Annotated in this window: 20 protein-coding genes and 1 tRNA gene; 15 read left to right on the forward strand and 6 right to left on the reverse strand. The window is 58.3% G+C overall.

The window, feature by feature from the left end:
- Positions 1 to 65 precede the first annotated feature (65 nt).
- Both GTU67_RS06255 and GTU67_RS06260 read right to left on the reverse strand, forming a co-directional pair.
- Complete coding sequence (locus tag GTU67_RS06255; RefSeq protein ID WP_185779233.1) at positions 66 to 1,559, reverse strand: amidase; 1,494 nt, start codon at positions 1,557 to 1,559, stop codon at positions 66 to 68.
- An 87-nt stretch (positions 1,560 to 1,646) separates the two neighbouring features.
- Positions 1,647 to 2,573, reverse strand: a complete 927-nt coding sequence (locus tag GTU67_RS06260) for a ketopantoate reductase family protein (protein WP_185779234.1) — start codon at positions 2,571 to 2,573, stop codon at positions 1,647 to 1,649.
- A 38-nt stretch (positions 2,574 to 2,611) separates the two neighbouring features.
- Here GTU67_RS06260 and GTU67_RS06265 point away from each other — a divergent pair, with 38 nt between their 5' ends.
- Both GTU67_RS06265 and GTU67_RS06270 read left to right on the forward strand, forming a co-directional pair.
- A complete protein-coding gene (locus GTU67_RS06265) occupies positions 2,612 to 3,175 on the forward strand; it encodes a DUF924 family protein (RefSeq protein WP_185779235.1) in 564 nt (187 codons plus the stop codon).
- Between the two features lie 145 nt (positions 3,176 to 3,320).
- Positions 3,321 to 4,541 carry a YeeE/YedE family protein gene (locus tag GTU67_RS06270; protein ID WP_185779236.1) on the forward strand — a complete coding sequence of 407 codons (1,221 nt, stop codon included), beginning with the start codon at positions 3,321 to 3,323 and terminating at the stop codon, positions 4,539 to 4,541.
- Positions 4,542 to 4,562: 21 nt separating this feature from the next.
- Here GTU67_RS06270 and GTU67_RS06275 read toward each other — a convergent pair whose 3' ends face one another.
- The gene (locus GTU67_RS06275) at positions 4,563 to 5,060 is read right to left on the reverse strand and encodes a cupin domain-containing protein (protein WP_430459001.1); all 498 of its coding nucleotides are present in this window, start codon (positions 5,058 to 5,060) and stop codon (positions 4,563 to 4,565) included.
- A 203-nt stretch (positions 5,061 to 5,263) separates the two neighbouring features.
- On the opposite strand from GTU67_RS06275, the gene pbpG reads away from it, so the two are divergent.
- Together pbpG and GTU67_RS06285 are read left to right on the forward strand one after the other, a co-directional pair.
- A complete protein-coding gene (gene pbpG, locus GTU67_RS06280; RefSeq protein ID WP_185779238.1) occupies positions 5,264 to 6,106 on the forward strand; it encodes a D-alanyl-D-alanine endopeptidase in 843 nt (280 codons plus the stop codon).
- A 4-nt stretch (positions 6,107 to 6,110) separates the two neighbouring features.
- Positions 6,111 to 6,896: an NRDE family protein gene (locus GTU67_RS06285; RefSeq protein ID WP_185779239.1), complete on the forward strand. Its 786-nt coding sequence runs from the start codon at positions 6,111 to 6,113 to the stop codon at positions 6,894 to 6,896.
- A gap of 73 nt (positions 6,897 to 6,969) precedes the next feature.
- Here GTU67_RS06285 and ypfH read toward each other — a convergent pair whose 3' ends face one another.
- A complete protein-coding gene (gene ypfH / locus GTU67_RS06290) occupies positions 6,970 to 7,716 on the reverse strand; it encodes an esterase (RefSeq protein ID WP_185779240.1) in 747 nt (248 codons plus the stop codon).
- A gap of 135 nt (positions 7,717 to 7,851) precedes the next feature.
- Between ypfH and imuA the strand changes: the two genes are divergently transcribed.
- From imuA to GTU67_RS06315, 5 genes are all read left to right on the forward strand, one after another.
- A complete protein-coding gene (gene imuA, locus GTU67_RS06295; RefSeq protein WP_185779241.1) occupies positions 7,852 to 8,541 on the forward strand; it encodes a translesion DNA synthesis-associated protein ImuA in 690 nt (229 codons plus the stop codon).
- Positions 8,513 to 9,838, forward strand: a complete 1,326-nt coding sequence (locus tag GTU67_RS06300; protein WP_185779242.1) for a Y-family DNA polymerase — start codon at positions 8,513 to 8,515, stop codon at positions 9,836 to 9,838. Before imuA ends, GTU67_RS06300 begins: the two co-directional genes overlap by 29 nt.
- Before the next feature lie 109 nt (positions 9,839 to 9,947).
- Complete coding sequence (locus GTU67_RS06305) at positions 9,948 to 13,079, forward strand: error-prone DNA polymerase (RefSeq protein ID WP_185779243.1); 3,132 nt, start codon at positions 9,948 to 9,950, stop codon at positions 13,077 to 13,079.
- Positions 13,080 to 13,151: 72 nt separating this feature from the next.
- Positions 13,152 to 13,613 carry a GatB/YqeY domain-containing protein gene (locus tag GTU67_RS06310; RefSeq protein ID WP_185779244.1) on the forward strand — a complete coding sequence of 154 codons (462 nt, stop codon included), beginning with the start codon at positions 13,152 to 13,154 and terminating at the stop codon, positions 13,611 to 13,613.
- Between the two features lie 13 nt (positions 13,614 to 13,626).
- Entirely contained in the window at positions 13,627 to 14,025 is a 399-nt protein-coding gene (locus GTU67_RS06315; RefSeq protein ID WP_185779328.1) for a PaaI family thioesterase, read from the forward strand.
- 73 nt (positions 14,026 to 14,098) lie between these two features.
- On the opposite strand, the gene GTU67_RS06320 is transcribed toward GTU67_RS06315, so the two are convergent.
- Positions 14,099 to 15,181, reverse strand: a complete 1,083-nt coding sequence (locus tag GTU67_RS06320) for an alkene reductase (protein ID WP_185779245.1) — start codon at positions 15,179 to 15,181, stop codon at positions 14,099 to 14,101.
- A 173-nt stretch (positions 15,182 to 15,354) separates the two neighbouring features.
- Here GTU67_RS06320 and GTU67_RS06325 point away from each other — a divergent pair, with 173 nt between their 5' ends.
- The 5 genes from GTU67_RS06325 (at position 15,355) to GTU67_RS06345 (ending at position 22,829) form a co-directional block, all read left to right on the forward strand.
- Positions 15,355 to 16,008 carry a potassium channel family protein gene (locus GTU67_RS06325; RefSeq protein WP_185779246.1) on the forward strand — a complete coding sequence of 218 codons (654 nt, stop codon included), beginning with the start codon at positions 15,355 to 15,357 and terminating at the stop codon, positions 16,006 to 16,008.
- A 3-nt stretch (positions 16,009 to 16,011) separates the two neighbouring features.
- Positions 16,012 to 17,379, forward strand: a complete 1,368-nt coding sequence (locus GTU67_RS06330; protein ID WP_185779247.1) for a TrkH family potassium uptake protein — start codon at positions 16,012 to 16,014, stop codon at positions 17,377 to 17,379.
- Positions 17,380 to 17,451: 72 nt separating this feature from the next.
- Complete coding sequence (locus tag GTU67_RS06335; protein WP_221893289.1) at positions 17,452 to 19,779, forward strand: bifunctional diguanylate cyclase/phosphodiesterase; 2,328 nt, start codon at positions 17,452 to 17,454, stop codon at positions 19,777 to 19,779.
- Positions 19,779 to 20,648, forward strand: coding sequence for a phosphate/phosphite/phosphonate ABC transporter substrate-binding protein (locus GTU67_RS06340; RefSeq protein ID WP_185779248.1), 870 nt, complete (start codon positions 19,779 to 19,781; stop codon positions 20,646 to 20,648). The genes GTU67_RS06335 and GTU67_RS06340 overlap by 1 nt, the downstream gene beginning before the upstream one ends.
- Positions 20,649 to 20,687: 39 nt before the next feature.
- Positions 20,688 to 22,829 carry a CocE/NonD family hydrolase gene (locus GTU67_RS06345; protein WP_185779249.1) on the forward strand — a complete coding sequence of 714 codons (2,142 nt, stop codon included), beginning with the start codon at positions 20,688 to 20,690 and terminating at the stop codon, positions 22,827 to 22,829.
- 203 nt (positions 22,830 to 23,032) lie between these two features.
- Here the strand turns inward: GTU67_RS06345 and GTU67_RS06350 are convergent.
- Positions 23,033 to 23,109: transfer RNA gene (locus GTU67_RS06350), tRNA-Pro, on the reverse strand.
- 200 nt (positions 23,110 to 23,309) lie between these two features.
- Between GTU67_RS06350 and pgaA the strand changes: the two genes are divergently transcribed.
- A complete protein-coding gene (gene pgaA / locus GTU67_RS06355; protein ID WP_185779250.1) occupies positions 23,310 to 25,328 on the forward strand; it encodes a poly-beta-1,6 N-acetyl-D-glucosamine export porin PgaA in 2,019 nt (672 codons plus the stop codon).
- Positions 25,329 to 25,390: the final 62 nt, after the last annotated feature.

The raw sequence follows: 25,390 nt of genomic DNA on the forward strand, positions 1-25,390 counted from the left end.
GGGCGATGCCTTTCAACCGGCCGGGGCTGCCAAAGGCCTTGCACAGAAGGCTTTGACCAAACCCATCACCCCCGATGCACCACCTCCGCCACGCGGAACACCGTTTGCTCGTCAAAATGACGGCCCACCACCATAAAGCCAACCGGCCGGTCCTCCACCTCGCCGCAGCACACCGAAATCGCCGGATGCCCCGTCAGGTCGAACGGACTTGTGTTCAGCAACATCTCCCAGCTACGGTTCACCACCTCTTGCGGCCCCGCATCCGGTCCAGGCATCGGCGTTGCCGTCATTGGCGTTGTCGGCATCACCAACACATCGTACTTAGCCAACTGTGCATCGTATTCCGCCCGCAAACGGCGACGCAGATTTTGCGCCTTTGCATATAAACGCCCACCATGACGCTCAAGCACCCGCCCCGACAACAACACCGCTTTAATCGGCGCTGCCAGCTCTGACGCATGCGCCGGCCAACTTTCATACGCTTTCATGAAACCCAACGAATACGCGCCAATGCCGCCATAGCCCACGCCATGCCCGCGCACAATATTGTGATATGACCCCTCGATACCAATAGGCAACCACAACGCCGAACCAATGTTGTGCCAAGGGATAGACACCTCTTCGACAATGGCGCCCATCGAAGCCAAGCGCTTGAGCTCGGCCCGAACTGCATCATCGACCCCCGCCTCGGTTTCAGCGCGCGCAAAACCCTCTTGCACCACACCAATCTTCAGCCCCTTAACACCCTGCCCCAACGCCTCGGTATACGGCTGAACCTGAACATTGCGCTGACGACCATCGATCCCGTCTTCGCCAGCAATCACCTCAAGCAACAACGCACAATCGGCCACGGTACGCGTCATCGGGCCCACATGGTCGAACGTATATTCAATACTGGCCGCACCGGTATAAGGCACCAGACCGTACGTTGGCTTTAACCCCACAATCCCGCAAAACGATGCCGGCATCCGGATAGAACCCGCCTGGTCGGCACCAATAGCCATATCGACATCGCCTGCGGCTACTAGCGCGGCGCTGCCGGTACTGGACCCGCCCGTGCTGCGCCCCGGCACGCGTGGGTTTTGAACCGGGCCATTGACGCCGGTTACGCTGTTACCGGCAATACACAAGTACTCGCAAGACGCCTTGCCCAGAATCTCGCCGCCCGCGTCAAGAATGCGCGTCACAATCGTTGCGTCTATATCGGGCACATACCCGTCAAGAATCGACGCCCCATTGCTCATGGGCACACCCGCCACCATGACACTGTCTTTAATCGCCAGCGTCTTGCCCTTAAGCTTGCCCTGCGGCGCGCCTTTAATATTTGACTTAACAACCCAACCATTGTGCGGGTTCTCGGCCCCTTCCGGCCGGTAACCTGGCGTGCGCGGATACTTGACCGCCGGCAGCTCGTCGGGCAACTGCTCGATCAGGCGAAAGGCCGGCGTCAGCGCCGACAAATAAGCGTGGTACTCGCCAACCTCTTCGGGGGTCAGGTCGAGTTCGAGCTGTTCACTGATTTCGCTAATGCCTTGCGGGCCGGGAAATGCATATGCCATGTCTGGACTCCTTGTTGTCACGCCGCGCAATCAGCGCGCGGTGCACCTATTATAGGCACAGGCAAACCCGGCTGGCAATGGGGACAACTACCCTGCCTGGGTCAGACGCCCTGTGTAGGTTTCCAGCACAGCTTGCGCCACTGACAACATCGGGCATGTCAAACCCGCCTCTTGGGCGCGCCTCACCATGTCGCCCACTAAATGATCGCCCTCAATCGGCAGGCCCGCGCGCATGTCCCGGTACATCGATGAATTAAATGAAGAATTGGGGTTGGTCAGCACACGCTGATACCCTGCCACCGCCTGCGGGTGCATGCCGTGCCCTGCCGCCTGAGCTGTCTGAACACACTCTTCAAACAACTGCAGCGCAATCTGCCCGCCGGCCTGACTGCGCATGTATTCACCCACCGTACCCTGCAACAAACAATTGGCAGCCCCCAGCGACGCCATACGGCAGAACTTGTCCCACATATCGTCCATCACCGTCGCACTTAATTCGGTATCAATACCCGCCGACGCCAGCAATTGCGCCACCGCGCGCGCCTTGTCGTCTTGTTCGGCAAAGCGTGCACCCACCGTAATGCTGCTGTAGGCGTTGGCCACATGAATATGCGTCGGCTCGGCCAGCGTGGCAATAGTCTTGGCAATACCACCCAGCACCTTCTCGGCGCCAAAAACGGCGTCCAGCGCATCTAAATGACGCAGGCCATTAAGCAGCGGCAACACATGTGTATTGGCCCCCACAATGGGCGCAATGTCGCGAACCACCCCATTAAGCGCATACGCCTTGTTGGTCAATATAATAAGATCGTACCCATCGCCAGGCGCCGTTGCGTCAACCGTGGCGGGCTTGAAGTGATACTGCCCGTCGGGGGTAGTCAGCGTCAGGCCATTGGCGTCGATCAGGGCCTTGCGAGCCGGCCGCAACAAAAACCGCACATCGGCGCCCGATTTCTGCAACATGGCCCCAAATAACCCACCGACCGCACCGGCACCCACAATCAAGGTCTTCATTTCACACCTGCGTATTAATTAACTAAAGGTTAAAGTTTATGCCAACCCGCCCTAATGCCCCGTGCTCCCCGGAAGACGTATTGCGATTCTGGTTTGACGAACTGGGCCCCAAGCACTGGTTCGACAAAAGCCCCGAACTCGACGCTCGCATCAAGACACGTTTCGAGGTCACCCACCAGGCAGCCGCGCAAGGCGAATGTTTTGGCTGGCGGGCCACACCACAAGGGCGTCTGGCCGAAATCATCGTGCTAGATCAATTCCCCCGCAATATGTTTCGTGACCAGGCCAAGGCCTTCGCCACCGACGCACTGGCGCTGGTGCTGGCGCAAGAAGCCGTTGCGTGCGGCGCCGACCGTGCCATCAACCCGCCCGACCTGGCTTTTTTGTACATGCCCTACATGCACAGCGAATCGCTGATCATCCATGACGACGCCATGCGTTTGTTCAACCGGCCCGGGCTGGAAGGCAACTACGAATTTGAAATCAAGCACAAGGTCATTCTTGAGAAATTCGGCCGCTACCCGCACCGCAACGCGGCACTGGGACGCACCTCAACACCAGAAGAAATTACCTTTTTGAAACAGCCCGGCTCGGGTTTTTAACGGCTTGAACCCCCTGTTCACCGACGCCACCTCGACCCGTAACATTCGACAACACGGGTCGCTCTAGCGACACGAAACGCAGTAACATTCGCTCCAGGACGCGTTATGCGTCGGGTTCAAACCTCAAATTTTCTGCACACACATCATGTCAACTGCTCAAACATTGCCAGGGGCGCCCGGCCCCGTGCAACTGAACATCAAACCCCTGACCATTGCCGCCCTCATCGGGCTGGCGGGTCTGTTTTATATTGCCGAAACGGTCAGCGGCCGTCAGGCCGCCCTGTGGGTTGTCGGTATTTTGCTGGGCGTCACCCTCTATCACTCTGCCTTCGGCTTTACGTCGGCATGGCGGGTCTTCGTATCCGACCGCCAGGGTGCCGGCTTGCGTGCGCAAATGCTGATGCTGGCCGTGGGCGTGCTGCTGTTCTTCCCGTTTTTGGCGCAAGGCACACTGGCCGGGCAGGCGGTCAATGGTTTTGTTTCGCCGCCGGGTGTATCTGTTGTGCTGGGCGCCTTTATGTTTGGCATTGGCATGCAAATGGGCGGCGGGTGCGCGTCGGGCACGCTGTTTGCCGTCGGCGGCGGCAGCACCCGCATGATCGTCACACTGGTGTTCTTTATTGTGGGTTCGGTCATTGGCGCATGGGCCTTTCCGTGGTGGAGCAACCTGCCCGCTCTGGCGCCCACATCGCTGGTCAAATCGTGGGGGCTGTGGCCTGCCTTAATCATCAATCTGGCCATTTTCGGCTTCATTGCCTGGGTCACTGTCGTGCTCGAAAAACGCCGTCACGGGCGGCTGATCAGCCATGCGGCTTCTACCGGCACCGCCAACTCGTTTTTGCGTGGCCCATGGCCCCTGGTGTGGGGCGCCATTGTGCTGGTCATCCTTAACTTCGCCACATTGGCACTGGCCGGCCGCCCCTGGGGGATCACCTCGGCATTTGCCCTGTGGGGTGCCAAAACCCTGGCCTTTTTCGACCTGGCCCAACCTGACCAGTGGGCGTTCTGGGCAAAAAGCCCCGGCCCCCTGACTGCACCAATTACCCAAGACATTACCTCGGTCATGGATATCGGCCTGGTCCTGGGCGCCATGGGCGCGGCAGCCGCTGCAGGCAAGTTTGCCCCCATCTGGCGCTTGCCCCTGCGCTCGTTACTGGCGGCCGTAGTAGGCGGTTTGTTGCTGGGCATTGGCTCGCGCATGGCCTTTGGCTGCAATATTGGCGCTTACTTTAGTGGTATTTTGTCGGGCAGCTTGCACGCCTGGCTGTGGCTGCCCGCCGCGTTTGCCGGCAGCGCCCTGGGCGTGGGCCTTAGGCCTTTGTTTGGCCTGGCCGTCGAAAAGACCCCCCGGCTGACCGCCTGCTAAGCCAGCACAACCCTCACCGGCTTACCCGCGGGCCAGACGCCTGATCGTTTCGGCATGTTGCGGGTAAGCGGCCAGTAGTTCGGCGGTATTGGCCAGCTCAAACTCAGAAAACTCAAACCCCGGGGCCACGGTACACCCGGCCAACGCATAGCTGTCGGGGGTTTCAAGCGCAGCGGCAAACCAGCAGCCGGCCGGCACCACGGCTTGGTAGGTGCACTGCTCATGTGTTAACGGGTTGCCCAACTTATGAATGTCGAGCCGGCCGTCTGCCCCCAAAACATAAACGTTCAGGGGCGAACCTGCATAAAAATGCCAGACTTCGTCTGACGTAATGCGATGCCAGGTCGACCAGGCCCCATCGCTAAGTAAATAGTAAATTGCCGTCGAACTGGCACGTACGGCATCATCAGAGACGCGTCGGACCTGATCTACGGCACGGTAGGTTTCGCTGTAATAGCCCCCTTCGGGGTGCGGCTGCATGTTCAGCCGGGTTACCAGGTGGTCCACAATACGGGGCAGGTCGTGCATGATTGTTCTCGGTCAGGTTCAGGTTATGCGGCGATTATGACGCAACATCTTTTTGCAACGTTGCGCTGCATTTAAATATCCCAAGGGGTTTTCCCTAGAAAACGATTCAAATAACTCACATAAGCCACTAATTTATTGTTGCTTTTTAAGTTTTTTTGATATCATCTTCAGCATTGTGAATTGCTGGAACCCACATGCTGCTCAAGTCGATTTCCACCCGTTTTTATACCTTTTTAGGCGCCTGCCTGCTGGGGCTGTCGCTTGGCACCGCGGCACAAGCCGACGACATGCGCTCTGAAGCGGTATTTGTTCAAGATTTAGACAGCGCCTCGGTGTTATACGACAAAAACAGCGAAGAAGTCCGGCCCATTGCTTCTATTACCAAGCTCATGACCGCGCTGGTGGTTGCCGAATCAGGCTTGCCGCTGCAGCAAATGCTGTCGGTCAGCGACGCCGACATCGACCGACTGCGCAATTCTCGCTCAAGGCTGGCCGTAGGCACCCGCCTTTCACGGGCCGACATGCTGCATCTGGCCCTGATGTCTTCTGAAAACCGTGCCGCACATGCCCTGGGCCGCCACTACCCGGGTGGGCTGCAGGCGTTTGTACGCGCCATGAACGACAAGGCGCGCGCCTTGGGTATGCGCCACAGCCAGTTTGTCGACCCCACCGGCTTGTCGGCCGACAATGTCTCTACCCCGCGCGACCTGGTCAAGTTGTTGCGCGCCGTCAACCGGCACCCCGTTATACAGCGCTACACCGTCAGCACAAACCACAACGTCAAACTAAAAAACGGTCATTATCTGGTCTATCACAACACCAATCGTCTGGTTAAAAGCAACGATTGGGACATCAACATCTCGAAAACCGGGTTCATCAACGAAGCCGGATTATGCCTGGTCATGGTGACACGCATCGACAACCGCGAAGTGGCCATGGTGTTTTTAAATTCGCAGGGCCGGTACTCGCGTATTGGCGATGCGGTCAGGGTACGCAACTACGTCGAAAAACACGTCAATCTGGCCATGCTGAAGTAAGCCCATGTGCATTGCCTACCTGGCCTTGCGCACACACGAAGACTGGCCATTGTTTATTGCGGCCAATCGCGACGAATTCCATGCACGCCCTGCCCGCCCGGCAGCCCCCTGGGCCGATCATCCGCACATTATTGCCGGGGTCGACGAAGCCGCAGGCGGTACCTGGCTGGGCATTACCCGCCAGGGGCGCTTTGCTCTGCTGACCAACTACCGCGACCTGCGCATGCCCGGCCCAAGCAACCCGGTATCGCGCGGCGAACTGGTCAAGTCTTACCTGACCACCACCCAAAGTGCACAAGACTACGCCGGCGCCTCGGCGCGCGACGGGCATTTATATGCCGGTTTCAATTTGATTGTGGGCGACTTGCAGCAGGCCTGGTATAGCGGTAACCAAACCAAAACACCTCACCAGGCCCAGGCGCTGGCGCCAGGGCGTTATGTGTTGTCGAACCATTTGCTGGATACTGCCTGGCCCAAAACCGAACGTTTGCGTACGTTGCTGGACCACTTCCCGATTACGCACCTGGAGCGTTCGATCAACCGGGTGTACGACCTGCTGAAAGACACGACCCAGGCCGAAGATGCCGACCTGCCCGAAACCGGGCTAAGCCTTGAAAGAGAACGCCTGCTGAGCAGCGCGTTTATTGTCAGCCCCGACTATGGCACCCGGTGTTCTACAGTGATTGCCGTGCATAAAAGCGGGCGCGCCATTTTTAGCGAAACCACCTATAACCGCGACGGCCAACCCATTGAGCGCCACGACTGGCCCTGGGACATTAACAAGCTTTAGCCCAACACAGACTTTGCCGGCCTTGGCAAACCACCCAAATGCGGTAAGGCTTTGGCGCTTAACCCTTACCCGATTAATGCAGCGTTGTACCCGGCGGGGCCTGGGTGTCAATGCCGTCATCGGGGTCGCAAGACTTTTCTTTAAGCGTTGACATCGCTTCTTTCCAGCTTCGCATGGGCACACAAGTTTTAAGCCGGTGAATGGCTTGATCGACCAGCGCCGTATGCAAGTCGTGCCCCACGCTGGAAGCGATGTCGAGTGTGGCATCGCCGCCCAGGTCGGACAAATGCGCGTGCACGTTTTGCATGACCGATTTAGGCACGACCGGGTCGTTGGCACCATGTAAAAAATGCAAGGTGGTAGCGGCTGGGGCGACTGCGGGCAAACTGGCATAGCAGCCCGAAAATGCCAACACCCGCCCGGCCAAATCGGGTTGCGCTAACGTGGCTTCGAGCGCCAGGGTTGCCCCTTGCCCAAACCCCGCCAGCGCCGTGGCTTCGCCACCCAGCGACAACTGTTTTTGCACCCACTGTACATAGGCAATGAAGCGCGGCAATGCGGCTTCGACGCGCTGGACATAGTTGTATTCGTTAAGGCCGTCTTGGTTAAACCAGTGATGGCGCGACGGCGCCGTGGCCAACGGGCCGTACATAAGCGCCAGTGCCGCCTGCGGGAAAGCCGCCATTAGCGCTTTTTTTAGCCCTTCGAGTTGATCGGGGCCGGCGGCATCGTCGTGCAGCAATACAAACAGCAAGGTTGGGCGCTGGTGAGCCGGCGCAAAAACAACGGGGTCGGGGATAGGGATGCTTTGATCTGACATAGGAAAAAACCACAAAAACTTAAGCCCCCATGATAAACGATGCCGACGCCACCGGCTTGTTTTACGCTGCACTTGCGTTTAAAATTTACTGTACATTTAAACAGTATTTTTTAACAAAACCAAACCGGGGCGGGCATGCTTGATGTGCAAAATATTCACCCAGCTTTGTGGCGGGCGTCGCAGTTGGCAGCAAGCCACCGGGCAACCATAAGCACGGGGTGGGCCGGGTTAAACCAGCAATTGCCGGGGCAAGGCTGGCCTTGCGGGGCCATTACCGAACTGTGTCTGCCCCAACCCGGCGTGGGCGAACTGCGCCTGCTGCGCCCTGCCCTGGCACAATGCCCGCCCAAACAGCAAATCGTACTTGTCAATTGCCCGTTTATACCCAGCGCACAATGCTGGGCCAACTGGTCATTGCTTCAAAACCATCCATTGCTCTGGGTCAACACGCAAAGCCTGTCAAACACCTTGTGGGCGGCCGAGCAAACCCTGCGTCACGACGCCTGTGCCGCCTTGCTGTGCTGGCTGCCCAAGGGCGTCACGTCAAAGCACTTGCGTCGGTTGGGTATAGCCGCCCAGGGCACCCAAGCGTTGTGCTTCCTGTTCAACCACTTGCACCAGCTTCAGCAACCTAGCCCCGTGCCCTTGCGCATCGGGTTGCAGCCAGCGCCCCAAGGCCTGCAACTGCATATTGCCAAACGTCAGGGGCCGGCCTGCCATACGTCGGTCATGGTCGCCCTTACCGATTTACCCCGGCTGTCAGCCACCACCCGGCGCCCTGCTCCCGTTGTCAGTCATGCGCTTTATCAGCCTGTATTTCACTAAACCGTCAACGGCGGCAGCCCGCCCGTTAAGCACCGCCGTCGCCGTTGCCCAAATTTTTACGCCCCGGGTGGCCTGCCTGCATGCCGACCAGGTCGTCTTGCTCGACATCGAAGCCAGCCTAGCGTTATTTAACGGGCCTGGTGCTTTGTACCAACGCTTGCTGGGCCTATTACAACAGCAAGGGCTGCAACCTGTCGCAGCCCTTGCGCCCACAGCCCAAGGGGCCGTCTGGCTGTCGCAATACCCTGGCTCTGTACTGCGGCGGTGCCTGGTGTTATCTACGCTGCATCGCCGGCTCGACGCCCTGCAGGTGCAATACATTTCATCGCTGGCGCCGTGGCATGCCTGGTTGCAAGGCATAGGCTGCACGCACCTGGGCCAGTTGCGTCGTCTGCCCCGTCAGGCGCTTCAGCAACGTACCGCACCCAGTCTGCTCCAGGCACTCGACTACGCCTATGGGCATGCCCCGCAGCTATATACCTGGGAACCTGCCCCCGAATACTTTAACCACACACAAGAACTCGACTTTCGTCTTGAAAACGCCCCTGGCCTGCTATATCCATTACAACGGCTGGTCGACCAGGCCTGCCTCTGGCTAAACCTGCACCAGTGGTCTTGCCGGCAGCTGCATTTTTTACTGCACCACGAAAAGGGCCGTAAAGCTCAACCCCCTACCGTGCTGTCGCTGGCTATCTCCGAACCGGCCTGGCAAACCCATTGTTTTCTTCCTGTGCTTAAAGAACAGCTTGGGCGCTGCGCCTTGCCCGCCCCGGTCATTGCCGTTACCTTGCGTATCGACCACACCGAACCCCGGGCGCTGCACAGCACCACCCTGTTCCCCGAACCGGGGCAGTGGCAACGCAACGAGCAGCAGCTCTTTGATCTGCTTCGGGCCCGGCTGGGGGCCGACAACCTGCTTACCCCCCGGCCACGGGCCGACTATCGCCCCGAAATCGCCAATGACTGGGCCCCCATGGCGTACTCAACCGGCCCGGCCAACCAACCCGGGGCAGACACAATGCCCACGGCCCTGCCGCCACGGCCGTTTTTTATGTTTGCCGCGCCCCAGCCTTTAACGGTTGTCAACCACCACCCTACTTATAACCAGCACACCCTTACCCTGGTACAGGGCCCCGAACGCATCGAAAGCGGCTGGTGGGAAGCCAACGCCCGGCAGGCCCGCGACTACTTCATCGCCCAAGACGCGCAGGGCATGCAGTACTGGGTGTTCAGGCCCAGCCCCTCGCGCGCAAACTCCGGCACCGAACGTTGGTTTTTACACGGGCTGTTTGCCTGAACACACCTGCGGCAAGGCTTGCCGTCAATATTGTTGCAAGCACCTGCCACAGCACCGTTGTCCTAAACACTCGTCCTGAATATTTGTCTCAAGCACCTGCCTCAACCCTATGTCGTCAACCCTGCCCTATGCCGAACTCGACTGCCTGTCCAACTTCAGTTTTTTGAAGGGGGCCTCGCACCCTGAAGAACTGGTCGCCCGAGCGGCAGCGCTGGGGTACAAAGCTTTGGCCTTGGCCGACGAATGCTCATTGGCGGGCGTGGTCAGGGCGCATGTCGCCGCCCGGCAACACGCGCTTCACCTTATTGTCGGCAGCCGCTTTAACACCACTGTGTCGGGCCTTGACCTCATCGTTCTGGCCCAAAACCTTGACGGCTACGGCAACCTGGCGCAATTAATTACAAGCTTGCGCACCCAGGCCGGCGCCACAAAAAAAGGGCCGCCCCCTCTTCATATCCCCGCTACCGCCAACCCCCAGGCGCCCAAAGCTTGCCCCAATGCACTGCAACTGGCAGGCTGCCTGGTCATTGCCAAAGCACACCAGCACACGCCGGCCATTGCCACTGCGCTGCAAACCCTTAAACAACATTACCCTGGCCGGCTTTGGCTGGGCCAGGCCCGGCATTACCAGCCCAACGACACCGTACCGCTCCAAGCCAGCCTTACGCTTGCCGAACAGCTTGGCCTGCCGGTGGTTGCCCTGGGCCAGGTCGAAATGCACGTGCGTTCACGCCAGCCGTTACACGACACCCTGGCGGCCATCCGGCTTGGCACCCCAATTGAACAATGCGGTTATGCCCTGCACCCCAATGCCGAACACCACATGCGCAGCCGCTTTCGGCTGTCCAACCTTTTCAGCCCGCAGGCATTGCACGAAACCCTGAACATTGCCGCGCAGTGCACGTTTTCGCTCGACGAACTGCGCTACCAGTACCCGCACGACATTGCACCACCGGGCGTAGGGCTGGCCCGGTATCTGGCCCAAGAAACCTGGGCCGGCGCCAACAAACGGTACCCCCACGGCATACCCAGCAATGTCCAAGCCCAAATTACAACCGAACTCGACCTCATCAGCCAACTTCACTACGAGCCCTACTTTCTTACGGTTTACGACATCGTCAGCTACGCCCGGTCGCAGCATATTTTGTGTCAGGGGCGGGGTTCGGCCGCCAATTCGGCCGTGTGTTATTGCCTGGGCATTACCGAAGTCGATCCTGCCCAGGGCAACGCGCTATTCGCCCGTTTCATCAGTGCCGAACGCAACGAACCGCCCGATATCGACGTCGACTTCGAACACCAGCGCCGTGAAGAAGTCATCCAGTACATCTACGATAAATATGGTCGCGACCGCGCCGCCCTGACCGCCGTCGTTATTACCTATCGACGGCGCAGTGCGCTGCGCGATACGGGCAAGGCGCTGGGTATCGCCCCTTCAATCATCGATCAGGTGTGTAAATCGTGCCAGTATCAAGAGGCCTCGCAAACCCTGCTCGAAAAACTTCAAGAACAAGGGCTCGATCCCAGCGACCATCGCATTCGTGCCTGGGCGGCATTGGCGCAAACACTGCTGGGCTTTCCGCGCCATTTGTCGCAGCACCCCGGCGGCTTTGTCATTTCACAAGGGCCGCTTGACCGGCTGGTACCTATCGAAAACGCCAGCATGGCAGGCCGTAGCGTCATCCAGTGGGACAAAGACGACCTCGATGCCATGGGGTTACTCAAGGTCGATGTGCTGGCCTTGGGCATGCTGTCGGCACTTAAACGGGCGCTTGACCTGCTTGCTGCCAAATACAAGCGCCCGTTTGCCTTGCAAGACATTCCCCACGAAGACCCGGCCACCTACGCCATGATCAGCCGCGCCGACACCATAGGCGTATTTCAAATCGAGTCACGCGCCCAGATGAGCATGTTGCCGCGCCTGCGCCCACGCACATTTTATGACCTGGTCATTCAAATCGCCATTGTCCGGCCAGGGCCTATACAAGGCGATATGGTCCACCCGTATTTACGACGCCGCCAAGGCCTTGAACCGGTCAGTTACCCGTCGCCACAAGTCGAGCACGTCCTGTCACGCACACTGGGCGTCCCCATCTTTCAAGAACAGGTCATGCAAATCGCCATGGTGGCCGCCGGTTTCAGCGCTGGCGAGGCCGACCAGTTGCGCCGCTCTATGGCGGCCTGGAAACGTAAAGGTGGGGTCGACCGCTTCCGGCCGCGCCTGGTCAGCGGCATGCTGGCGCGCGGCTATCCCGCCAAATTTACCGAACTCATCTACAAGCAACTCGAAGGCTTTGGCGAATATGGTTTCCCGGATAGCCACTCGGCCAGTTTCGCCAACCTGGCTTATGCCAGCGCCTGGATCAAATGCCACGAACCGGCGGCCTTTCTGGCCGCCCTGCTCAATGCCCAGCCACTGGGCTTTTATGCCCCCAGCCAACTGGTGCAAGACGCGACGCGTCACGGCGTACAAGTATTACCGGTCGATATCAACGAAAGCAATGTCGACGCCCACCTGCCCTCGAACGCGCCCGGGCAAACCGTGCGCCTGGGGCTGAACAGCATCAAAGGGCTACCGATTGAAAGCGCAGCACGCATTGCCCGGGCCAGGCAACATGGGCCTTTTGGGTCTATCGCCGACTTGACACGCCGCGCCGACCTGAACAAGCGCGATCTTGACGCCTTGGCCGGCGCCGATGCCATGAGCAGCCTTGGGGCCCATCGCCACCAGGCCCGCTGGCAGGCCGCCCTGCGCCCATCAAAAGACTTGCTGCATCAGGCCCCCATTCACGAAACACAAACACCTGTGTTGTGCGAGCCCACAGAAACACAGAATATTTACCAAGACTACGCCGCCACCGGCCTAACGTTGCGACGACACCCCCTGGCCCTGTTGCGCGACCAGTTGCAACAGCTGCGTTTTGCCAGTGCCCAGCAACTGCACGGCACGTATCCCAACCGCCGGTTGGCGCGCGCGTGCGGCCTGGTCACCACACGTCAACGGCCCCAAACCGCCAAAGGGGTTATTTTCGTCAGCCTCGAAGATGAAACCGGGCTGGTCAATGTGATTGTGCGCCCCGAACTGGCCAGACAACAAAAGCAAATACTGGTCGGCAGCACCTTGCTGGGTGTTTACGGGGTTTGGCAGCGTCATGACAACGTATGCCATCTGGTGGCCGGCCGCCTGGTCAATCTTGACCACCTGCTGGGCCATTTGCCCGTGCGCAGCCGCAACTTCCAGTAAGGCATGCACTAAAATACAGGTCAAACCTTTTTTGCTTACCGGCCCATGCGGCCACCAATACAGGACACCACCATGAGCCTTTCGCTCTCACAGCAGCTTTCCGATGCCATCAAGGCAGCCATGCGCGCCAAAGACACTGCGCGCCTGGGCACATTGCGTTTCTTGCAAGCCGCCGTCAAGCAAAAAGAAGTCGATGAGCGCCGCGAACTGACCGACGCCGACATTACGGCCATCATCGAAAAACAAGTCAAGCAACGACGCGAATCTATTGCTGCATTTGAAAAGGCCGGTCGTACCGAAACTGCTGCCCAAGAGCAGGCCGAACTCGATGTACTGCAAGAGTTTTTGCCCAAGCAAGCCACACCCGAAGAAATCAATGCCGCCATCGACAACGCCATGGACGCAGTGGCCGCGCAAGGCGTCACCGGTGCGCCGGCCATGGGCAAGGTCATGGCTATTCTTAAAACCGAACTGGCCGGTCGCGCTGATATGTCGGCGGTTTCCGGTCAGGTCAAGCAACGCCTTATGTCGTAACGCCATGACCGAAATGTCAAAAGAAAGCACCGATTACTTCGGTCTTAACATCCCTTTCATGCAGTTTATCGGCCTGCAACCCGAAGACTTCTCGCCGCAACTGACACGCACGCGCCTGCCCTGGCGGGCCGACCTGACCAACAGCCGTGGCGATATTCACGGGGGCACGCTCATGAGTGCGCTCGACCTGACCCTCAGCGCCGCCGCCCGGGCCAACGACACCGCCACCAGCATGGCCACCATCGACATGACCTCGCACTTTTTGGCGCCGGCCAGGGGCACCGTGGTCTTCGAAGCCACCTGCCTGCGCATGGGCAGGTCTATTGCTTTTTGCGAAGGCCGCGCGCTTAGCGAAGACGGCGAACTGCTGGTCACGGCCACCGCAACCTTCAAGGTCATGCGACCGCGCTAAACCCCGCAAACAAAAAGGCCCGGCGTCAAGCCGGGCCAAATTACTGCTGGGCAAAACCCAAAACCAGACGATGTCAGGCTTCGGCAGGCGTTTCGCAGTCGACCGGAGCCAATGCGGGGTAATCGGTATAACCTTTGGCGCCCTGGCCATAAAACGTACTTGGGTCGGGCTCGTTTAACGAGTGGCCGTCGCGCAAACGAGCAACCAGGTCGGGGTTGGCAATAAACATACGGCCAAACGCCACGGCATCGCCATCTCCGTTATCAATGGCTTTTTGCGCAGTTTCTAGCGTGTAGCTGCCATTGATAATGACCGGCCCACCAAACAGTTTTTTCATTTGAGGCGCCAGGCTGTCGGGGCCCTGGGGCTCGCGCACAAACATAAACGCCAAATTGCGTTTACCCAATTGTTCGGCCACGTAATAAAACAACGAGGCCGGGTCGCTGTCGCGCATGGCGTGCACGCCGGCACGCGGCGACAAATGCACCCCAACCCGCCCCGACGGCCAGACGCTGCACACTGCATCGACAACTTCAAGCAAGAAGCGCGCCCGGTTTTCGACGGAACCGCCGTACTGGTCGGTCCGCTGGTTGGAACCATCGTGCAAGAACTGGTCGATAAGATAACCGTTGGCGCCGTGTACCTCGACACCGTCGAAGCCGGCTTCTTTGGCGTTACGGGCAGCCTGAACAAAGTCGGCCACAATGCCGGCGATTTCATTGGTTTGAAGTGCGCGTGGCACAACGTAATCGCGCTTGGGGCGCAAAATACTGACCTGACCTTCGCAGGCAATGGCGCTAGGCGCCACCGGAATTTCGCCGTTAAGCAGTTCTGGGTCGGACACCCGCCCCACATGCCACAGCTGCAAGACGATTTTCCCGCCGCGGGCATGAACCGCTTCGGTCACGCGCTTCCAGCCTTCAACCTGCGCCTTGCTCCAGATACCGGAGGTGTCGGGGTAGCCAACGCCTTGCGCCGTAATCGATGTAGCTTCGGTAATGATGAGGCCGGCGTCGGCACGCTGACAGTAATACAAACGGACCAGATCGGTTGGCGCCCGCCCTTCACCTGCACGGGTGCGCGTTAGCGGCGACATCACGATGCGGTTGCTTAACGACAGGCTGCCGAACTGAACCGGCTCAAATAAATTCACCATAGTGTGGGACTCGAATACAGGTTAACCCTAATGCAATAAAGTTAACATATTCTGGTGCTATGCGGTACCCATCACCGCAAACGTACCCGGCACACCGGTTAGCCCGCGCCATCAGCCATTAACAAGGGCCTCCAATACGCCTACAATAGCGCCCTGTTCAACAGGAGCACTACATGGCGCAATTTGCCGTCATCGGTCTGGGTCGCTTTGGCTCGGCCGCATCGCTGGAACTCATGAAACTGGGTCACTCGGTACTGGGTGTCGACACCAGCGAAAAGCTGGTCAACAAGTATGCCGACCAGCTCACCCACGCCGTTATTGCCGACGTCACCGACCGGCGCGCCATCGACGAGTTGGGGCTGGACAACTACGACGTTGTGCTGGTGGCCATTGGCGCCGACCTTGAAGCCAGTTTGTTGTGCGTGGTGCATTTAAAAAGCGCCGGCGTACAAACAATATGGGTAAAGGCCACGTCGCGCGCGCACCACACTATTCTTAGCAAACTGGGCGTTGACCGCATCATTCACCCCGAAGAAGAAATGGGGGTGCGCGTGGCGCAGGCTTTAAGCTACCCCATGGTCAACGACTATATTTCGTTGGGTAACGGCCAGTTCGTTGTCGAAATCGACGTTGGTGAGCGGCTGGACGGCACCACGGTTGAACAGTTCCTGACCGAAAGCCAGGAAAACATCCATATTTTGCTGATCAAACGCAAGGCCGACGTGCATGTTCACCCTGGTGGCAGCTTTGTAATGCACACAAAAGACATTCTGGTGCTTGCCGGCCAGCTTGATGCGCTGAAAACCATTGCACCCATGCTGTCGTAAGCCATGCGCAACTGGGACCCGCGGCTAACACTACGCCACTATCATCAGGTCAGGCACGCCGGCCGCTTTAACGCCTCACCCCCAATGGTGCTGGCGGGTGGCTTCCTGTTTCTAAGCCTGATGGGTGCGCTGTTGCTCTGGATGCCTTTTTCCACGCATCACCAGATCGAACCCATTACCGCCTTGTTCTCTGCGGTCTCGGCCGTCACCCTGACAGGGCTCAGTACAGTCGACATTACATCGACTTACACCCCTGTGGGTCAGGCCATCTTGATCAGCCTGGTGCAAATCGGCGGGTTGGGTTTTGTGACGTTTTCTATTGTCGCCGCGCTTGCGCTGGGCAAACGCATCAGCCTGCAGCACCAGGCATTGGCCCAGGAAGCCTTTAACCAGACCAATGTCGCCACGGTCAAACAAACTGCATACGCCATTATCAAAATCACCCTGATGCTCGAGTTGCTGGGCATTGCGCTTTTTACGCTGTGGTGGTCGGGGTCTACAGATTTCCTCACCGCGCTCGGGCGCGGAATCTTCCATACCATTTCGGCGTTCAATAACGCCGGCGTGTCTATCGAAGGCACCCACCTGGTAGGCCACGTCGACAACCCCGCCGTCATTCTGCTCACGACGGCGCTGATTATCCTGGGGGGTATTGGCTTTTCGGTGCTTAACGACATCCGCCAGAAAAAGGCCTGGAAGACACTGGCCCCCTACAGCAAAATTGTGCTGATCGGCAGCGCCGTCATGAACCTGATCGGCTTCGTGATGATATGGCTGCTTGAATACGACAACCCGCTGACTCTGGGCCCGCTGGACGCCGGCGGCCAGGCGTTGGCCGCCTGGCTGCAAAATGTCACCACCCGTACAGCCGGTTTCAACAGTGTCGATATCGCCAGCCTTGAAGACAGCACCACATTGCTGATGATGCTGTACATGTTTATTGGCGGCGGCTCGCTCAGCCTGGCCAGCGGCATCAAGATCGGCACGTTTATCGTGCTAATGGCGGCCGCCTACTCGTATATTTTCCAGCGCCCGCAGGTCGTGTTGCTCAAGCGTGCCGTGTCAGCCGACACCGTACAAAAATCACTGGCGCTGCTGCTGGTCACGGCTACCCTTATTTTTTCGGCCACCCTCATCATGACAATGATCGAGGATGCGCCGTTTATCAGTATCCTGTTCGAAGTGGTTTCTGCCGTCAGCACCACGGGCCTGAGCCGCGACCTGACCCCGACGCTGTCGTGGCCCAGCCAGTTTCTGGTGATCGTGCTTATGTTTATTGGTCGCCTCGGGCCCCTCACACTGATCTACAGTTTAAGTATCCAGCATCGCGGGCGGGTGCGTTACCCCGAAACCAACTTCCAGATCGGCTAGGTGCGTCATAATCACGTCATCTTGGCGTGACAAAATCTCGGGACATCTGCATTTGCCCCCGGAATCAATGCCTTGACTCGCCTTAAATCGTCTGTTTCACCCGGCTTTATTCAAGCGGCCATTGTCATTATGGGGCTGGTGACAATTGCCTTCATCTGGCTGCTAGATCACCGGCAGTACTCCGCCGCACACGCCGAAGCCCTTGAATCAAAGGCCAACGAACACCTGAACCTGGCCACCATTGCCGCCGAACACCTCAAACAGCTGGCGGATCGCTCATTGGCGGTCAGCACCGTCATGAACGCGTCAGCCAGTGCCCTGAGCAACACGCCGTCTGATGCATCGCGCGCCCTGGCCAAAGACCCGGTGTTCAACCGCCTGAGCATATATAGCGCCCAGGGCGACTGGCAGTACCACAGTCACGACAACCTGCCGGCCATCGTGCCGCAACACTGGCTGGAACAGGTTTACGCACAGATCGAAACGCACGGTTTTGTACCGTTCTTGCCGGTCAGCGATATTAGCGGGCCAAACACGGCCGCGCCAAAATGGCATTTGCCCCTGCTGTTGCCTGTTGCCGACCCGCAAACACGGACCCGACTTGATCGGATCATGCTGGTCGAAATGGACGTTGGATACCTGGCCAGCCTGTACCAGAATATTGAGATGGGCCATTCAGGCGTTATTCAGTTACTGGATGCTGCCGGCCAGGAGCGGTTGCGCGCAGACACCAGCGGCGTGATTTTCAATGGCGGAGAGCTGATTGCCGGCCCGGAACAACCCAAAGACCCGCTTCGGGGCGGATATCGTTCGGTCGCCAACGGCAGTGTGTATCAAAGCCTTTATGTCACTGTCCCAGAGCATGGCTGGCGCATTGTCGTCAGCCAGCAACTTGACGAGATACTGGCGCCGGTACAAACCCGACAAACCAATCAGACGTGGTTGGGCATTGTCATGAGTGTGGTCATACTGCTGACTATTTCCTGGATTTTTACCGTACTTCGCCGCCAGCAGGCATCGCTTAAGGCGTTGCAGCAGTCCGAACAAGAAAAACAGCGCCTGATCGAGAGCCTGGAAACCGCCCACCGCCGCAGCAGCCATGCCGCGTCAACCGATCACCTGAGCGGACTCTTCAATCGACGCGAGTTTATCCGTATTGCGTCGGAGTGTTTAACGCAGCAGCGTGCAAAGCGGCGCTTGCTGGCCATACTGTTTATTGACCTGGATCGTTTCAAGTCCATCAACGACACCCTGGGCCACAAAGTGGGCGACATGCTGCTCCAGGCCGTTGCCGGGCGTATCCAGCGCATGCTGGGGCCCGAAGACCAGGCCGCGCGCTTTGGCGGCGACGAGTTTGTTGTCATGCTGGCCGACAACCGCAGCGAACAGCAAATTACCGAATGGGTCAAAGCCCTGACCGAAAAGCTGTCGGCAATGTATTCGCTAGAAGGCGTTGAGCTGAACACCAGCCCCAGCGTGGGCATTTCGATTTGCCCGCGCGACGCCCAGGATATCGACGAAATGATTCGCTGTGCCGATGCCGCCATGTACTCGGCCAAGCGCGCCGGGCGCGGCCAGTACCGCTTCTTTGACCCGTCGTTGAATACCTCGCGTATCGAAGAGTTTCATATCGAACAGGCCTTGGGCGAGGCGCTGCGCAAACGTCAGTTTATCTTGCATTATCAGCCGCAAGTTCGGCTGGATACGCTGACCATCAGCGGCTACGAGGCCCTGGTGCGCTGGCGCCACCCCGAGTTTGGCCTGGTGTACCCGGACCGCTTCATTACTATTGCCGAGCGTAGCGGTTTTATTATTGACCTGGGCAAAGAAGTACTGCGCCTGGCCTGCGAGCAACTAAAAAAATGGAAGGCCCAGGGCATTTGTACAACCGTCAGTGTCAACGTATCGGCCTTACAGCTGGGGCAAGAAGATTTCGCCGATTCGGTACTGCGCGAACTGGCCCTGCATGACATTGCCCCGGAACAGCTCGAACTGGAGATTACGGAAACCGCCATTCTTGATCGTGAACAACTGGCCATCGACCATCTGGAACGACTGAAAAAAGCCGGCATCACAATCAGTCTGGACGACTTCGGCCTGGGCTATGCAGGGTTTGCACACTTGTATGCCCTACCCATCAACAAGCTGAAAATCGACCGCGGCTTGATTGCACAGCTTTCAAACACCCACGATGACAGCCCGATTGTGTCGTCGACCATCGCCCTGGCCAAACGGCTGCAGCTGCAAGTCGTTGCCGAGGGGGTAGAAACGCGCGAACAACTGGTTTATTTGAAAATTTCGGGATGCGATTACGGGCAGGGCTATCACTTTAGCCGACCCCTGTCGGCTGAACAGCTACCGGAATTTGACGACGCTTTTAAACTCAAAGAAGTGGCCTGATGCTGCGTTTTATTGTTTTGTTGATCGCGATACTGGCAAGCCCGCTTGCGCGGGCCGACATCACCTGCCGCGATACCGACCTGCGCATCGCCGTCATCCCCAAAAAAAGTATGGATGCGCTGGTTAAGGACTACGCCCCTTTGCTGCGCCATTTAAGCAAACATCTGGACATGCCCGTCGAAATCATACGGGCCGGCTCGTACGACGCGGTTACCGATGCGATTGTTTCAGGCGGCGTGGATATTGCCTGGCTGGGCCCCGCGGGCTATTTAACTGCGCATTTACGCGACCCGGGCGTTGAGCCGTTTGCCAATTTGGTACTGGAAAAAGGCGCCTACACCCCTGCCGGCAACCATTACCAGGCGCTGCTGGTGGTGCGGGCGGACACCGGCGCCAAAACGCTCAAAGACCTTGCGGGCCAGCGGGTCGCCCTGAACGACCCCTTAAGCACGTCGGGCAGCATTTTGCCTAATCGTGCTTTTCCTGCCGCAGTCGGCCTGTCGCTATCTGAGTTTTTTGAAAGCCAGGTATACACCGGTTCGCACGACCGCTCGCTGGATGCCTTGCTTAACCAGCGGGTAGACGCCGCCTTTGTGGCCAGCGTCCGGGCCGACGACTACGTCAAGCAAGAAAAGATGGCACCCGATGCACTGCGGGTACTGTGGCGATCGGAGCCCATTTATTACGACCCGTTTGTATTCAGCCCTTTGGTCTGCCCAGCGCTTAAAAACAGAATCCGTCATTTAATGCTGAACGAATCCAGTGCACTTGAGGGCTTTTATAAATCGCAACAGGCCACCGGCCTGATGCCCGCCAGCCATAACGACTACGCGCCGCTGATTCCGTTGATGGGCCGGATTGCAAAATAACGGTAGAAACGTGTTACAACCGCCCCAGAAAAATTCAGCATGCCTGGGGCTCGGCACAGAGCTCGCCATCGGAGACGCCTTGATGTACCGGATCACGACCACGTTACAAAAAAACTGACCTTAGGCATTGTGGTCATTGTAGGGCTGGCCGGTTGCGCAGCCCAAACGCCACAGCCCGCAAACAGCTCGCAGAACAAACACGCGCAAGCCGCCCCATACGAATTCAGGCTTGAGTACGAAACGCTTGAGATGGAAGACGGCGTCAAGCTGGCCGTCACGTTCTACCGACCGGTCGCCAGAAAACCCGGCGAAACGTTTCCGGCACTGATCGAAATGGTGCCTTACCGTAAAGATGATTTCTTTGCCCTGAGCGACTACGGCTACGGCGCTTATTTTGCCAAAAACGGCTATGTCGTTGCCCGGGTCGACGTTCGGGGAACCGGCGGCAGCGACGGCCCTGTTCCTGTCAGTGAGTATTCGGCCGCCGAGATTTTCGATGCCGAGCAAATCGTTGATCAGCTTTCCAAAAAAGACTGGTCCAACGGCAATGTGGGTATGTATGGCCTGTCATGGAGCGCCTTCAACGCGCTGATGACTGCGCACCGCAAGCCGCCGGCCTTAAAGGCCATTATTGCGGCCCATGGCTCTATCGACCTGTTTTACAACGATGTCCATTACAACAGCGGGGCGCTGACGCTTGATTATTACAGCCATCAGATCAGCACCGACAACGCCCTGCCTCAAAGCCCCGATTATCGAATTGACGAAACTTACTTCCAGAACCGTTTCGACAAGAAACCCTGGATCTTTACCTGGATGCGCGAACAGCAAGACAGCGAATTCTGGCGCCAGGAATCGATCAAGTTCAAGGAACCGCTGTCGGTACCTGCCTACGTGATTGGCGGGTTGCTGGACGGCTATCGGGACTTTGTGCTCGATGTCAAAAAGCATTCGACGGCCCCTGTCATTGCCGAAATCGGGCCCTGGAATCATGCGTGGCCTGAGTATGGCGAGCCTGGGCCCAATTACGAATGGCGTCAAAGAGCCTTACGCTGGTGGGACTACTGGCTGAAAGGCGTAGAGAACAACGTATTGGACGAGCCGCGCTGGATGGCCTTTATGCGTACCGGACAACCGCCGGCCACCAACCCGGTTACCGTGCCCGGCTACTGGCGTTGCGAAAAAGACTGGCCCGTTCAAGGTGCCGCCACACAGCGCCTTTACCCACAAACACAACAGCAGTTGGCCAACGCACCGGCACCCAAAGCCGCCAGCGACGTGCTGAAATACGTGGCCGGCGCAGGCATGGCTGCAGGCGGCTGGTGGGGTGAGCTAACCGGCGACATGGCGGCCGATGACCGCCATAGCCTGGTGTATGACTCGGCGCCACTGACCGAAGCCATGGAGATCATGGGCAACCCGCTGGTGCATTTGCGGGTTGCGGCCGACGCGCCTTTTTATCAGTGGAGTGTGCGCCTTGAAGACGTGGCGCCAGATGGCACAGTGTCGCTGGTCAGTGGCGTGTCCATCAACCCGTCGCAGCGCTATTCGCGACTTGCGCCGCAAGCCCTGACACCGGGCGAACCGACAACCCTGACGGCGCCGATCCACTTCACAACCTGGCGTTTCAAGCCGGGGCACCGGATTCGTCTGGCTATTTCCAACGCCCAGTTTCCCATGCTGTGGCCCAGTCCCACCCCCGGCAGCACCCGCCTGATCCTGGGGAAAAACACCTGGTTCGAACTGCCTGTCGTACCCACGCGCAACACAACCGACGCAGCATGCCCTCTGCCGCCGCCGCAACCCAGTGACGAGGCCCCCTTTGGCAAGACACTGGAAAATACCGGGACCGTATTCACACGACAGCGCGACGACGATAAAGGGGAATCCACCTTCTCGACCACCAGTCGCGTGGCCTGGACGCAATACGACAACGAATTCCGTTCTGATGAGTCGTATCAGTGGCATGTCAAGGACGCCACACCTGCCAATGCCCACTTCAAGGGCAAGCGCAGGAACACATTCACGATTGACGGCGTGGAAATCGACCTGCTCGGGGAGATCAAGGTTGAGTCAGACGCGACTTATTTCAACGTGACATTTACCAAGACCCTGTACAAAGATGGCACACTGGTCAGGGAAAGAACCTGGATAGAGCGCATTCCACGACGCTTCCAGTAATACTGAGCTGTTGGGCGCTGTTTATTGCAGACAGCGCCCCTTACCCTGGCGAGCACACATTTGCCAGGGTTGGCGCATTACAAGCAGGCAAGACTAAAACCGTTAAGAGCAAATACCAAACGGTCAAGAGCTGATGGCAAATAACAGAGAAACAAACAGAAAAAGGGTGACAGCAAAAAATGCTGTCACCCTTTTGTATTTATTGGTCGGGACGGAAGGATTCGAACCTTCGACCCCTTGCACCCCATGCAAGTGCGCTACCAGGCTGCGCTACGCCCCGACTAAAGAACGCTATTCTAGCATGCAAATTTCACTGCGGTCAAAGCAAAGCCCAAAAAATATTTAACAGCCTAGTCCGGGCGCCGCACGGCCTGCGCCACCCGACTTACGTCATCTCGCGCATATTCGTATTGGCGCGTCGTTTTTATAGTTTGCCCTACCAGCTGTATCTAGCCGTAAAAAAATGGACCGGGGCAAACCATGGGATCGGAAAAAAAGCGCAGTTCAGGTATTTTTTGGGTGTCGGTAAACGCCGGGTGCTTGCTCGCGCTGGCGGTTTCTGCGGCCCACAGCGCAACCCCCGAAATCTACCAGGCGCTGCGACAGGCGCAAAACGCTTACCAACTGGCCCCAGACGACACGCAGGCACGACGCCAGTACATTTTTGCTTTGCGCGACGCCCGCTTGAGCAGTGCGGCACTCACTCTGGCGCAGCGCTACCCGAATGCCGTCAGCAGCGACGAACTGCGTGTTCTGCAAGCCGACGAGGCGGCTGAACTTAGTCGCCTGGCCAGTACGCCATCGCGCAACCAGGAAGAGCGCTACCGTCTGGCGGATCAGGCCTTGCAGCGCTACGACCAGTACCTGCGCGACTGGCACAAGCTGGGGCTAGGCGATACAGATGTGTATCGACGCATTGAGCTGGACCGCATGCAGGCCTTGCATGCTCGCCAATCCATGCAGACCCTGGTTAATACCTACGAAGCAATGCGACGTCGCGACGTTACGATTCCTTCGTATCTGCTCAACGAAGTCGCCTCGGCCTACCTGTACCTGAAACAGCCCGAGAAAGCGACGGCGCTATTCCAGGCGGCGCTAAACGCCGAACGCCTGGACAGCGCGGAAGTCAATGACGACGAGCTGGCCTACTACTACGCACTGCAGGAAAGTGGTGAACACGCCGCCGCCCGGGCCCATTTAATCGCCCTATCCAACCGCCAGGGGCCATGGCGTCGGGTTGCCGGCAACCCCCAGCTTTTACCCAACGAGAACTTTCTGAATACGGCACGCACATCGGCCATCGACCCGATTTATGCCGGACAAGTCGGTAACGCGACGGATCAATTGCAACAATTAGCCGATGATGCACCCCGTGATGCGGGTCTACGCATCGCACTGGGCAACGCCCAATACCTGCAAGGCTTTCATCGTCAGGCCGAAGTCACCTTGAAGCAAGCCGAGTCCTTGGAACCCCAGAACCCGGAACTCATCAGTGTGCAAGGCATGAATGCGCTGTCTTTACACGAATGGGAGCAGGCGCGCCTGCTGAAAGACTACGCCGTCACGCACTACCCCGAGTCATTGGCCACACAGCGTTTAAAAGAAGAGTGGGAGACTCAGCAAAAATACGAATTGCAGATCAGCGCAGTGCGCGGACACGCTACCGACAGCCCCGTTACGGGCGGCAAGGATTTTCGGACTGAAGCGACGCTTTATACGCCAACCAGTGACAACGGCATGCGCTATTTTGGTGGCACAGGGTACGCCCAGGGCGACTTTGAAGAAGGTGAACTCAACCAACGCTGGCTGCGCGCCGGTGCCCAATGGCGGACACGCGACCTCATTATCGAGGGTGATGTGTCGTCTCAACAGTATGGCTACGGCACCAAAATAGGCGCACGTGCAGCCGCCACGGCGTGGCTGAACGACCAATGGCAAGTCGGTGCGCAAGCCGCATGGCGCCCGGTATCCACCCCCATGCGCGCACTAAAAAATAACATCTGGGGCAAGCGCCTTGACCTTTGGGTGCAGCGCAATGGCAAAGACGACAGCCAATGGTTGCTCGCCTTTGCGCCCACACGGTTCAGTGACGGCAATCAGCGGTTTGAAGCCCGGCTGTCGGGCCGTGAGCGGCTATACAGCAGCGCTGAATTCACCGCCCACCTGGAACTGGATGTCAGCGCCTCACGTAACAGCCGCACCGACGTCCCCTATTTCAGCCCCCGTCAAGACCTGGAGGTATTGCCCGGCCTGGTGCTGACACAAACCCTGTACCAACGCTATGACACCGTCGTCACACACAGCCTTCAGTTAAGGGCAGGCCTGTACAAGCAGCGCGACTACAGCGCCGGCAGCGTAATGGCCGTGGGCTATGGCGTGCGCTACCAAACCGGCAAAAACGTCGACATTCAGGCCAACGTGCTAGGTGTCAGGCGCCCTTATGACGGCAGGCAAGAGCGCGAACTGCGCTTTCAACTTGAACTCAATCTGCGCTTCTAGGAGCCCTTCATGCCTCACGCCCACGTCTTGACGCCGTTAGGCGGCAATACCCGACACGCTTA

It is taken from the genome of Pusillimonas minor, from assembly GCF_014237865.1.
GTDB classification, from domain to species: domain Bacteria; phylum Pseudomonadota; class Gammaproteobacteria; order Burkholderiales; family Burkholderiaceae_B; genus Neopusillimonas; species Neopusillimonas minor.

Bases quoted from the DNA above. Each gene is read 5' to 3' on its own strand.
- GTU67_RS06255 (WP_185779233.1), bottom strand. From the start codon at position 1,559: ATGGCATATGCATTTCCCGGCCCGCAAGGCATTAGCGAAATCAGTGAA.
- GTU67_RS06260 (WP_185779234.1), bottom strand. From the start codon at position 2,573: ATGAAGACCTTGATTGTGGGTGCCGGTGCGGTCGGTGGGTTATTTGGG.
- GTU67_RS06265 (WP_185779235.1), top strand. From the start codon at position 2,612: ATGCCAACCCGCCCTAATGCCCCGTGCTCCCCGGAAGACGTATTGCGA.
- GTU67_RS06270 (WP_185779236.1), top strand. From the start codon at position 3,321: ATGTCAACTGCTCAAACATTGCCAGGGGCGCCCGGCCCCGTGCAACTG.
- pbpG (WP_185779238.1), top strand. From the start codon at position 5,264: ATGCTGCTCAAGTCGATTTCCACCCGTTTTTATACCTTTTTAGGCGCC.
- GTU67_RS06285 (WP_185779239.1), top strand. From the start codon at position 6,111: ATGTGCATTGCCTACCTGGCCTTGCGCACACACGAAGACTGGCCATTG.
- ypfH (WP_185779240.1), bottom strand. From the start codon at position 7,716: ATGTCAGATCAAAGCATCCCTATCCCCGACCCCGTTGTTTTTGCGCCG.
- imuA (WP_185779241.1), top strand. From the start codon at position 7,852: ATGCTTGATGTGCAAAATATTCACCCAGCTTTGTGGCGGGCGTCGCAG.
- GTU67_RS06300 (WP_185779242.1), top strand. From the start codon at position 8,513: ATGCGCTTTATCAGCCTGTATTTCACTAAACCGTCAACGGCGGCAGCC.
- GTU67_RS06305 (WP_185779243.1), top strand. From the start codon at position 9,948: ATGTCGTCAACCCTGCCCTATGCCGAACTCGACTGCCTGTCCAACTTC.
- GTU67_RS06310 (WP_185779244.1), top strand. From the start codon at position 13,152: ATGAGCCTTTCGCTCTCACAGCAGCTTTCCGATGCCATCAAGGCAGCC.
- GTU67_RS06315 (WP_185779328.1), top strand. From the start codon at position 13,627: ATGTCAAAAGAAAGCACCGATTACTTCGGTCTTAACATCCCTTTCATG.
- GTU67_RS06320 (WP_185779245.1), bottom strand. From the start codon at position 15,181: ATGGTGAATTTATTTGAGCCGGTTCAGTTCGGCAGCCTGTCGTTAAGC.
- GTU67_RS06325 (WP_185779246.1), top strand. From the start codon at position 15,355: ATGGCGCAATTTGCCGTCATCGGTCTGGGTCGCTTTGGCTCGGCCGCA.
- GTU67_RS06330 (WP_185779247.1), top strand. From the start codon at position 16,012: ATGCGCAACTGGGACCCGCGGCTAACACTACGCCACTATCATCAGGTC.
- GTU67_RS06340 (WP_185779248.1), top strand. From the start codon at position 19,779: ATGCTGCGTTTTATTGTTTTGTTGATCGCGATACTGGCAAGCCCGCTT.
- GTU67_RS06345 (WP_185779249.1), top strand. From the start codon at position 20,688: ATGCCTGGGGCTCGGCACAGAGCTCGCCATCGGAGACGCCTTGATGTA.
- pgaA (WP_185779250.1), top strand. From the start codon at position 23,310: ATGGGATCGGAAAAAAAGCGCAGTTCAGGTATTTTTTGGGTGTCGGTA.